Raw genomic sequence first — 11591 nt, 5'->3', positions numbered from 1 at the left:
GATACCAGTACTGGCGATGCTCGAACGGATAGGTGGGCAGGTCGAGCTTTCGCGCCGGTCCCTGCCGGACAGCGCCGAAGTCGGGCAGGTGACCTAGGACGTAGGCGTCGGCAAGGGCTTCGGCGATCTGACGGTGGTCCGCAGTGTTTCGACGCAATGACGCGATCGCCCGCGGTGCAGTGGCCGGGTCAGGCCATGCCCGCAGGGCTGCGGCGGTGAGCACCGGCTGTGGGCCGATCTCCAACAGCACTTTGCAACTCAAATCGGCCAGCGTCTGGACGCTCTTGGCGAATTCCACTGGCTGCCGCGCGTGGCGACGCCAATAGGAGCCATCGAGTTTCACGCTCCTGCCAAGCGTGGCACCGGTGCGGTTGCACACCAAAATCCGTTGTGGGGAGCCGAAATTGAACCGGTTCGCATACGACTCGAACTCGTCGAGGATCGGATCCAGCAGCGCCGAATGGAACGCGTGGCTGGTGTCTAGCCAGTCACATCGGACACCGTCGGCAGTCAACCCGGAAACCGCCTGCTCCAGATCCTGCGCGGGTCCCGACAGTACGGTATTAGCACCGTTGTAGGCAGCAACCGACAGACTGGGAAACGCGTCGGTCAGGCTCTCGACGCGCTCGGCGGCGGTGAACACCGCGACCATCCGACCGCCGGCAGGCAAACTGCCGAAAAGGCGCCCGCGCTCGGCCATTAGCAGCGCGCCATCCTCGAGGCTGAACACACCGGCGACGCAGGCCGCCGAATACTGGCCGACGCTGTGGCCCAGCACCACGTCGGGTTCGAAGCCCCATGACTGCCAAAGGTGAGCCAGGCCCATCTCCACCGCGAACAATGCGGGCTGGGCGTAGGTGGTCTGCCGCAGCGTCTCTTCGCCATCCGGGCCATCCGCATCGAAAATAACGTCCAGCAAGGGCTTTTCGAGAATGTCAGCGACCGCTGCCGCGCAGCGGGTCAGTGTCTCGGCGAAGACCGGCTCGGTGTCGAACAGCTCCCGGGCCATGCCGACGTACTGGCTGCCTTGACCGGTGAATAGCCACGCCGTCTTCGGTGGGTCTTCGGATACGCCGCGCACCAGGCCAGGTGCCGGGCGGTCGTCCGCGAGCGCACCAAGCAACTCACTGGCAGAGTCCGTCGAATTGACCACCAACGCGGCCCGGTGCTCGAAGTGTGATCGCCCCACGCCGGCGGTCAAGCACACGTCCGCCAAAGTGGCCTCCGGGTGCGCGGCCAACCAGCTGCGGTAATCGTTGGCGATCTGCGCCAGTGCGGCGGGCGTGCGCGCCGATAGCGGAAGAACGCTGAACCGCCGGCTCCCGGGCGCCTCGATCGGCTCCGGTGGCACAGCGATCTGGCCTACTTCATCGGGTGCTTCCTCGAGGATGACATGCGCGTTGGTCCCGGAGAACCCGAAAGAACTGACTCCCGCGATACGGGGCCCGCCGTTGCGTTCCCACGTGGTGGCGTCCTGCACAACCTGCACCGAAAGCCGGTCCCAGGGAATGTGCGGCGACGGATTGCGAAAGTGCAGGTGCTGCGGCAGTAACCCGTGCTCGAGCGACAGGATGACCTTGATCACGCCCGCGATCCCCGCGGCGGCTTCCAGATGCCCGATATTCGTCTTCACCGAGCCGATCAGCAGCGGCCGGCTTGCCTCGCGCCCAACGCCGAACACCGCACCTGCGGCCTGGGCCTCGATCGGATCGCCCAGCGATGTCCCGGTTCCGTGCGCTTCCAGGTATCCGACGTCGCCGGGTGCGACACCGGCGCGCTGCAGCGCCTCGGCGATAACCCGTTGCTGAGCGACACCGTTCGGCACCGTCAAACCACCCGATGCGCCATCTTGGTTGATCGCGCTGCCCCGGATCACGGCCCGAATCCGGTCGCCGTCGCGGATTGCGTCTTCAAGCCGCTTCACGACAATGACACCGCAACCCTCGCCCCGCACATAGCCGTCTGCAGCCGCGTCGAAGGTCTTGCACCGCCCGTCGGGTGCCAACATGTGCGCACTCGAAAACGTGATCATGGTCGCCGGGCTGAGCAGGACGTTCGCTCCGCCGGCCAGCGCGAGGTCACATTCCCCAAACCGCAGCGCCTGGCACGCCTGATGGATTGCCACCAACGACGAGCTGCACGCTGTGTCGACTGTGACCGCCGGGCCCTGCAGCCCCAACCGATAGCTGATCCGGCCCGCTCCGGCGGCGGCCGCTGTCCCGATTGCCATATAGGCTTCGATCTCGGGGTAAGTCAGCTCGCCGGACGCCATTCCCAGGTAGTCATGGGTGGACAAACCGACGAACACACCGGTGTTGGTGTTGGCCAAAGCCGATGGCGCGGTGCCCGAATGCTCGACCGCCCGCCACGCCGTCTCCAGCAAGAGCCGATGCTGCGGGTCCATCAACCTGACCTCGCGCACCGACAAACCGAAAAACGGCGCGTCGAACCCGGTTACGTCATCGACGAAACCTGCCCGTCGGGTCACAATCTTCCCGGGCGTGTCGGGATCCGGGTCAAAGAATTCGTCGGCATCCCACCGGTCCGGGGGCACCTCGGATATCGCGTCCCGACCTTCCCGAAGCACCTCCCAAAACTCGTCGGCATCGGCGGCACCCGGAAAACGCGCCGCATAGCCGACGATCGCAAAACCCGATGCTGGCTGCTGTTGACCTGCGACGGATGCCATGCCGTTGTCCTTTCTGCTGAGGACGGTGAGGATTCGATCGCTGGGGCGGCGGATTGCACACCAGAATCACTACCGCCGCCAGTATCGCAACTGCGGCGGTGCTCCCCCGCACCCTATAGCCAGATACGCCTGTCGGCTTGGGTTTCACGCCGGGTGGCTCCATGTCAACTTACTGTGAGCTGTCGAGGCGCATCCCCGTGCCCGCCAGCGTGACCGCTGGGCGGGTTATCTTGTTCTCGCTGCTAGCGTGGCCGGACCGGAGCCGTTCAAACCGAGGAGGACGAAGCTTTGCGCATCGGGAAGATTACGATCGGCTCACTCGATGACTGGACGCTGTCTCCCGGCTCAGTCACCTCGTGGCACCCGACGGCCGCGGCTGCCGAAAAGGTCCGGCAGGCGCCGGTCAGTTCGGTGCCGGTCAGCTACATGCAGGGCCAACATCTGCGTAACTATTGCGAACGGAAAGCCGCGGGCCTGAACTTTTCCCGGCAAATCATCGCCAGCTGTGAAGTGCCCGGCCAATGTGACATTTCTGCCATGGATCAGGGCCTTAACACATACCTGCGCCGTCATGACACATTCCGCAGTTGGTTCGAGCACACCGGCAATGGAGAGTTCATAAGGCACGCCATCAGCGATCCGGCTGATATCGAATTCATGCCGATCGATCACGGCGACATGACAGTTGACGAAATACGCGCTCATGTCGTGGCCATACCAAATCCGCTGGAGTGGGGCTGCTTCACCTTCGGGATTATCCAAAACGAGAACCACTTCACGTTCTTTGCCGCCATGGATCATGTCCACGGGGACGCGACCTTGATCGGCACAACAATGCTGGAAGCCAACGGAATGTATGCGGCGTTGAGCGCAAGCGGTAAGCCCCTTGCGCTTCCCGATGCCGGCAGCTTTGACGCTTTCTGTATCCGCGAGCGCCAGTACACGTCAGCGTTGACCGTAGATTCACCTGAGGTACGCGCGTGGATTGACTTCGCCGAGAACAACAATGGTAGCTTTCCTGAATTCCCACTCCCGTTGGGTAACCCGTTGGAGTCGGCGAGCAGTGACATGGCCTCCGAACTCCTGATGGATGCAGCACAGACGGAGCGATTCGAATCAGCCTGCACGGCGGCCGGCGCGCGCTTCGTCGGCGGCTTGTTCGCCTGCCTCGCCCTGGTGGAGCATGAGTTTACTGGTGCTCTCACGTATTACGGGCTCACTCCCCGGGATTCCCGCACTGGCACAGACAATTTCATGACGCAGGGTTGGTTTACCGGCTTGATCCCGATCACCGTTCCGATAGCTGCGACCTCTTTCGGCGATGCCGCATGGGCAGCGCAGGCTTCTTTCGATTCAGGTCTGGACATGGCGAAGGTGCCGTATTACCGCGTCTTGGAATTGGCGCCGTGGTTGAGCTGGCCACGACCGAACTTTCCGGTGTCGAACTTCTTGCATGGCGGCGCTGCTCCGCTCAACGCCGTGCTTGCAGCAGCCGACCTGGGTCTTGCGAACAATATAGGAATCTACCCTGACGGCCGGTATTCATATCAACTGACCGTCTATATATTTCGGTATGGGGAGGGCACGATAATGGCGATCTTGCATCCCGATAACCCGGTCGCCCAGAAATCAGTTACCCGCTACATGGCGGCGATGAAGTCCGTTTGCGTGCGGGTCGCCGACAGCGGGCACTGGGGACGGGTCGCATAGCGTGGAGCAATTCGATGGCTTGGGCTTTCTGAAGTGCGTGGTTTTCGAGCGGTGAGGGCGAGATGCAACGGCTAGCCAAGTTCGTGGTGCGGTGGCCCTGGGTAGTAATCGGGATCTGGGTCGCGATTGCGGTCGCACTGCCTCTGACGTTCCCATCCCTGGGCGAGATGGCCCAGAAGCATCCGCTCGCTATCTTGCCCAGCGATGCGCCGTCGAACGTCACCGCACGAAAGATGACCGAGGCGTTTCACGAATCGGGGTCTGAAGACCTGCTGTTGGTGGCCCTGACCGACGACAAGGGGCTTGGCCCCGCCGACGAAGCCGTTTACCGCAAACTGGTGGACGCGCTGCGCCAGGACACGCGAGATGTCGTGATGTTGCAGGATTTCATCAGCACGCCACCGCTGCGTTCGGTCGTGACCAGCAAAGACAACAAGGTTTGGGTGCTGCCGGTCGGCCTCGCCGGCGAGTTAGGCACTCCACGGGCCTACGCCGCTTTCAACCAGGTCGGCGACATCGTCAAACACGCCGTCGCCGGAACGCCCCTGACGGGACACCTCACCGGCCCCGCGGCGACCGTCGCCGACCTTACGGTCGCTGGCGATCGGGATCGGCTTCCGATTGAGCTGGCGATCGCCGTGCTGGTGCTCATCGTCCTGCTGGTGATTTACCGCAACGTGCTCACCATGCTGCTGCCGTTGCTGACGATCGGGATATCCCTGGTGATCGCGCAGGCGCTGGTGGCTGGATTCTCCCAATTGACCGGCTCGGGCGTCTCGAACCAGTCCATCGTATTTCTGAGCGCCATAATGGCCGGCGCCGGAACGGATTACGCGGTCTTTCTGATAAGCCGCTATCACGATTATTTGCGGTTGGGTGATGATTCCGATCAGGCGGTCAAGGGGGCAATGATCTCGATCGGAAAAGTGATCGCGGCATCCGCGGTCACCGTAGGAATCACTTTTCTCCTCATCAGCTTCGCCCGAATGGGAGTGTTCAAAACGGTCGGAGTGTCGGCGGCGATTGGGGTCGGCGTGGCGTTCCTCGCCGCGATGACATTGCTGCCGGCGATTCTGGTGCTCGCCGGGCCACGCGGCTGGGTCAAGCCGCGGCGCGAACTGACCGCTCGGTTCTGGCGCCGTTCGGGCATCCGCATCGTGCGACGGCCGAAGGTCCATCTGGTCGCCAGTCTGCTGGTGTTGATCGCCCTGGCCAGCTGCGCCGGCTTAGTGCGTTATAACTACGACGATCGCAAGGCCCTGCCATCTTCCGCACCGAGCTCCGTCGGGTATGCCGCGCTGGATCGCCATTTCCCGGTGAACCAGTCCATTCCGGAATACCTCCTCATCCAGTCACCGCACGACCTACGCACGCCGCAGGCCCTCGCGGACCTGGAGCAAATGGCGGACCGAGTCAGCCAACTGCCGAACATCGCTGCAATCAGCGGCATCACTCGTCCCACCGGAAATGTGCCAGAACAATTCAGAGCCACCTATCAGGCAGGCGCTATCGGCACCTTTCTGGCCGGCGGGTCAACCCTGATCAACGACCGCACCAATGACCTCAACCGGCTGGTCGACGGGGCCGGCACGCTGGCCGACAACCTGAGCGACGTGCGCGGCCAAGTCAGCCAGCTCGCTGCCAGTGTGCAGAGCTTGACCGACTCCTTATCGTCGATGAAAAACCAGTACGGTGGCGACACGTTAGTGAAGGAGGTCGACACCGCAGCCAAGCTCGTCGACCACGTCAACTCGCTCAGCCATGCCATGGGCTGGAACGATTCGGTCGGCAGGAACATCTTCTCCTGGATAGGCCCGGTGCTGGCGGCGCTGCAGGGCAACCCGATCTGCAGTGGCGATGAGTCCTGCACCGCCACCCGCGAGGCGTTCCAGCAGCTGGCCGGTGCGAACAACCAGGAAGACCTCGACGCGATCAATGATCTGGCGGGGCAGCTGCAGTCATTCCCGGACAAAGAGAGCCTGAACGCATCGGCAGACCGCGTGCGCGGCGCCTTAACGAACCTCACCAAGGTGATGCATTCCATGGGGATGGACCAACCCGGCGGCCTGCAGGCGAACCTGTCCAGCCTGCAAGATGGCGCAAACCAATTCGCCGGCGGAAGCCGGCAAGTGGCTGACGCGGTGACTCAACTCGTCGACCAAGTCAAACAGATGGGTGCCGGGCTCGATGAGGCAGCGACTTTTCTGTTGTCGCTGAAACATGACGCGGCACAACCGGCAATGGCCGGGTTCAATATTCCCGCCCAGCTGCTGCATCTAGAGGAATTCCAGAAGGCCGCCAAGGTATTCATGTCGCCAGACGGCCACTCGGTGCGGTATTTGGTTCAAACCAAACTCAATCCGTTCAGCACCGAGGCCATGGATCAGGTCAACGCGATCAGTCAGACCGCCCGGGGAGCTCAACCGAATACTGCATTGGCGGACGCCACGGTATCGATGGCTGGATACACCGTCGGGCTAAGGGACACGCGCGACTACTACCAACACGACATCCGGTTCATCATCGCGGTAACCCTCGTCGTCGTGCTACTGACCTTGGTTGCGCTGCTGCGTGCGGTTGTCGCGCCGCTGTATCTAGTTGCTTCCGTGATCATTTCGTATTTGTCGGCAGTGGGGATTGGCGCGCTGGTATTTCAATTCCTATTCGGCCAGCAACTACATTGGAGCGTGCCCCCGCTGGCGTTCGTGGTATTGGTCGCGGTGGGCGCCGACTACAACATGCTGCTCGTCTCGCGAATGCGTGACGAGTCTCCGCACAGCCTGCGTTACGGCATCATTCGCACCCTGAGTTCGACCGGCGGCGTCATCACTGCGGCAGGTCTGATCTTCGCTGCCTCGATGTGCGGCCTCTTGTTCGCCAGCATCGGCACCGTGGTCCAGGGCGGTTTCGTGATCGGTGTGGGAATTTTGCTGGATACCTTCTTGGTACGAACCATCACGGTTCCCGCCATCGCTGCGCTGGTCGGGCGGGCGAACTGGTGGCCGTCACGACCGAGAGTGCTGCCGTCGCTGTCGCGGTCACCAGCCGGACGCGCCGAGTAATAACCGGGTTAGCGCGCACACGTCATGTGTGTGAGACTACGAGATGAAGCCGAGGGGTCAGGAGTAGCGATGAAGAGACTGCTCGCAAGCGTTACCACGCTGGTAACTGTCAGCGCGACAGGATGTTTCGGCATCGGGACTGCATCGGCCGACGACACGCCGGCTGGCGCCACGCCGGTCCCCGGGACGCCATCCGACGGGATCGCGTACGCGATGGGAGGCGCTCACGTTCTGGGTATTCCCTACGACGAGTACATCCGCCGCGAAGGTGCTGAATGGTTCCCAGGTCTGAAGCGACAAATCGTTCCCTACTCGGCAGGGCAGGTGCAGGGCCATGTGCTGGAACGACTCTTCCCAGGCATAGGCCGAATCGATGAATCCCTCCCGGGCCTAGGTGTGAATGGTCCCAGCGTCGGCGAGTCGGTCGACGAGGGAGCGGGCAACCTCGATGCGGCGATCCGCAACGGTGGTCGCGGTACCGCGATCGGTTTGTCCGAGGGTTCTCTCGTGCTCGACGCCGAGCAGGCTCGGCTCGCAGATGATCCGACCGCTCCTCCGCCAGATCAGCTGAGCTTCGCCACGTTTGGTGACCCAGTTGCGCGTCACGCCTTCGGTGAGAGCTTCCTGACCCACACGTTCCCGGTCGGCGCCGTCGCGCCGGCACTCGACTACGCCATACCACCTCCGGTGGAAAGCCAATACAACACCACGATGTTCGTCTCCGCCTACGACTCGATCGCCGACTTTCCCGACCGGCCGGACAACATGTTCGCCCTCGCCAACACGCTCATGGGCCTCGCCACTGGCCACACTGCGGTGGCATTCACCAACCCGAGCATGGTGCCGCCGCAGAACATCAGGTCGACGGTCAACTCCAAAGGTGCGACGACGACGACGGTGTTGATCCCTGAAAGGCACCTTCCGCTGGTCATGCCGCTGCACTACATCGGGATCCCGGAAGACACGCTGAATAAGCTTGACGCAATACTGATTCCCAGGGTCAACGCGGGGTATTCCCGGAATGACGATCCGTCGACCGCTCCGGTCCAAGTGGACCCGGTGAACGGGTTCGACCCCGCGGCTGTCACTGCACCGGCCAGCCAAGCGACTTTCGGCGGCGCCGCCGATCCCTTTTCGCAAATCCTCAATGGCGCCATGGCCGCGTTGTCTCACGTCGGCAAAGGCTGACAACCAACTGCGCGCCGACGGGTTCGACGAGCTAGTCCGGACGTAAGTGACGCCGGTGTCTCAGTCATCTGTTCTCTCGATGCTCCACGGACGCGCCAGTCTGCGGCCCCATGACGCGGCGTTCACTTTTACTAATTATGAAGACGATTGGGCGGGTGTTCGCCAGAGTCTCACGTGGTCGCAGTTATCCCGCCGAACCCTAAATCTGGCACGCGAGCTCCGCTCTTATGGATCGGCCGGAGACAGGGCAGTAGTACTGGCTCCGCAGGGCCTCGAGTACGTTGCGGCGTTTCTGGGATGCATGCAGGCGGGGCGCATCGCAGTTCCGTTGCCGTTGTCGCACCGCGGCTCGATCCATGAGCATCTCAGTGCCATCCTTGCCGATACGTCGCCCTCAATTGTTCTCACAACGTCTGCGGTCGCGGAAGATATCGCCAAGTATGTTGATCAAGCGGGTATGGACGCTGCTCCGAAGATCGTCGAAATCGATTCGATGAATCTGGACTCTGATGGCGGAATAAGCGTTGGCACAGCTGATTTGCCTAGCATCGCGTATTTGCAGTACAGCTCAGGTTCGACTCGACTGCCGACCGGGGTGATGATCTCGCACCGCAACCTCCAGGTGAATCTCGAGCAGCTCATGCGCTGCTTCTTCACGGACGCCGACCTGGTAGCCCCATCCGATACCACGATGGTGTCGTGGTTGCCCTTATACCATGACATGGGTTTGATGCTGGGAGTCTGCGCGCCAATCCTCAACGGCCATCGCGTCGAGCTGACGAGTCCGATTTCGTTCTTGGAAAGGCCGGCCAGATGGGTGCGATCGCTGGCCGAGAATCCTCATGCGTGGTCAGCGGCGCCTAACTTCGCCTTCGACTTGGCCGCGCGCAAAACAACTGACAGTGACCTGGCCGGCCTCGACCTTGGTGGTGTGCTGGGCATCATCAGCGGTGCCGAACGCGTCGAGTCGGCCACATTGCAACGTTTCGTTGATCGGTTTGCTCACTTCAATTTTCGGGACCGTATGATGCGTCCTTCATATGGCTTGGCGGAGGCAACCGTCTTCGTGGCCACTGGCATGTGGAGTGATTCATCGGGGGCGGTTCACTTCGATCTCGGGGAGCTGGGCGCGGGCCGCGCGGAGCGGTGTGCAGCCGGGACGGGCACAGAGCTGGTCAGATACAAACTGCCGCAATCACCTACTCTTCGGATCGTCGACCGCGACACAAACCGCGAGTGCCCGCAGGGCTTGGTCGGCGAGATCTGGATACGTGGCGCCAATGTCGCTGAAGGCTATTGGCGCAAACCGCCGCAGGAGCGGCACACCTTCGGCGCAACACTTGCCGACCCTTCGCCGGGCACGCCTGACGGACCCTGGCTGAGAACCGGTGACCTAGGTTTCATCCTCGAGGGTGACCTGTTCATTGTCGGTCGCATTAAAGACCTGCTGATCATCCGCGGGCGTAATCACTGTCCCGAGGACATTGAGGCGACGGTCCAAGAGATCACAAGTGGTCGGGTCGCGGCGATATCGGTTCCGGTGAACAGTACCGAGAAGCTGGTCACCGTCATCGAGCTCAAGAAGCGAGGCGATTCCACCAAGGAGGCGATGCACTGGCTCAACCGGGTCAAAAGCGACGTCACCGCCGCGATATCCAATGCGCACGGCTTGAATGTCGGGGACCTCGTTCTGGTGTCGCCCGGGTCGATCCCCACCACGACGAGCGGCAAGATCCGGCGCGCCGCCTGTGTCGAGCACTACCGCCAAAACCAATTCATCCGGTTGGACGCCTGAGCCGGCCGGTGAGCGGGGACGCCAGGCTGGCGTGCACGTTGGCCGGATTGAACATAATGAGTCCAATCGCACCGGCAAAGGAGTCCCGATGAGCACGACCAGCACAGCCCGTCCGTTTCGGGTGATCCAGTGGACGACCGGCAACATCGGGCGGCGATCGCTGCACGCCATCATCGGCAGACCGGACATGGAACTCGTCGGCGTCTACGCCCACGGCCAAGACAAGGTCGGTGTCGACGCCGCTGCGCTCTCCGGCTGGCCTGAGGCGACGGGAGTGAAGGCCACCAACGACCTCGACGCGCTGCTCGCACTGCGGCCCGACGCGTGTTGCTATAACCCGTTGTGGCCGAACATCGACGAGTTGGTGCAGCTGCTGGAGGCGGGCGTGAACGTGTGCTCCAGCGCGGCCTGGATCACCGGTGGCAAACAGACGCCGCAGGACCTGCAGCGAATTCTCGACGCCTGCGAGCGGGGTGGATCAACGATGTTCGGCAGCGGCGCGCACCCCGGAATGACGAACCTGGTCGGCATGGCGCTCAGCGGGTCCTGTGAGCGCGTCGACGAGATCCGCATCACCGAATCGGTGGACTGCTCTACCTACGAGTCCGCGGAAACTCAGACCGCGATGGGTTTCTCGCAGGACCCCGATACGCCGGGGCTGGCCGAGAACGTCCGGCGCGAAAGCGAGGTCTTCGCCGAGTCGGCCGCGATGATGGCCGACGCGATCGGCGCGACGCTGGACAAGATCACGTTCGACGTGACGTTCACCGCGGCCACCGCCGACTCCGATTTGGGCTTCATGAAGATCCCGGCCGGAACCGTCGGCAGTGTGTACGGCTATCACCGTGGCTGGGTCGGCGACCGCAATGTGGTCAGCGTGGGATTCAACTGGATCATGGGCAATCAGGTGGTTCCGCCGAAGCCGCTCGAGCACGGCCACGTCATCCAAGTGTTCGGACTGCCCAATATGCGCACGGTGATTCATTGCCTGCCGCCAAAGGATTGGACCGAGCCAGGATTCATGGGGCTGGGCATGATCTACACCGCGATGCCGGTGACCAACGCCGTGCCGGCGGTCGTCGCGGCCAGGCCCGGGATCGTGACGCTCGCCGATCTGCCCCCGATCACCGGGCGTGCGGCACTGCCG

6 protein-coding genes are annotated in these 11591 nt (G+C 62.6%); 5 read left to right on the top strand and 1 reads right to left on the bottom strand.

Annotated elements, in window-relative coordinates; genetic code table 11:
- Window positions 1-2689, bottom strand: a 2689-nt coding sequence (locus WAN71_RS05140) for a type I polyketide synthase (protein ID WP_422224295.1), incomplete at its 3' end; no start/stop codon positions are given.
- Window positions 2690-2977: 288 nt separating this feature from the next.
- On the opposite strand from WAN71_RS05140, the gene WAN71_RS05135 reads away from it, so the two are divergent.
- The 5 genes from WAN71_RS05135 to WAN71_RS05115 form a co-directional block, all read left to right on the top strand.
- Entirely contained in the window at window positions 2978-4399 is a 1422-nt protein-coding gene (locus WAN71_RS05135; RefSeq protein ID WP_422224294.1) for a condensation domain-containing protein, read from the top strand.
- Between the two features lie 62 nt (window positions 4400-4461).
- The gene (locus WAN71_RS05130; protein WP_422224293.1) at window positions 4462-7461 is read left to right on the top strand and encodes an RND family transporter; all 3000 of its coding nucleotides are present in this window, start codon (window positions 4462-4464) and stop codon (window positions 7459-7461) included.
- Window positions 7462-7530: 69 nt separating this feature from the next.
- The gene (gene pe, locus WAN71_RS05125; protein ID WP_422224292.1) at window positions 7531-8649 is read left to right on the top strand and encodes an acyltransferase PE; all 1119 of its coding nucleotides are present in this window, start codon (window positions 7531-7533) and stop codon (window positions 8647-8649) included.
- A gap of 55 nt (window positions 8650-8704) precedes the next feature.
- A complete protein-coding gene (locus tag WAN71_RS05120) occupies window positions 8705-10444 on the top strand; it encodes an AMP-binding protein (protein ID WP_422224291.1) in 1740 nt (579 codons plus the stop codon).
- 88 nt (window positions 10445-10532) lie between these two features.
- On the top strand, window positions 10533-11591 hold a 1059-nt coding region (locus tag WAN71_RS05115; protein WP_422224290.1), incomplete at its 3' end, for a hypothetical protein.

The organism is Mycobacterium sp. (genome assembly GCF_049280035.1).
Taxonomy (GTDB): Bacteria; Actinomycetota; Actinomycetes; order Mycobacteriales; family Mycobacteriaceae; genus Mycobacterium.
The sequence above is the reverse complement of the archived record's forward strand: the minus strand, read 5'-3'. Positions and strand labels throughout refer to the sequence as shown.

Excerpts from the sequence above, each read along its gene's own strand:
- WAN71_RS05130 (WP_422224293.1), top strand. The coding sequence starts at position 4,462 with ATGCAACGGCTAGCCAAGTTCGTGGTGCGGTGGCCCTGGGTAGTAATC.
- pe (WP_422224292.1), top strand. The coding sequence starts at position 7,531 with ATGAAGAGACTGCTCGCAAGCGTTACCACGCTGGTAACTGTCAGCGCG.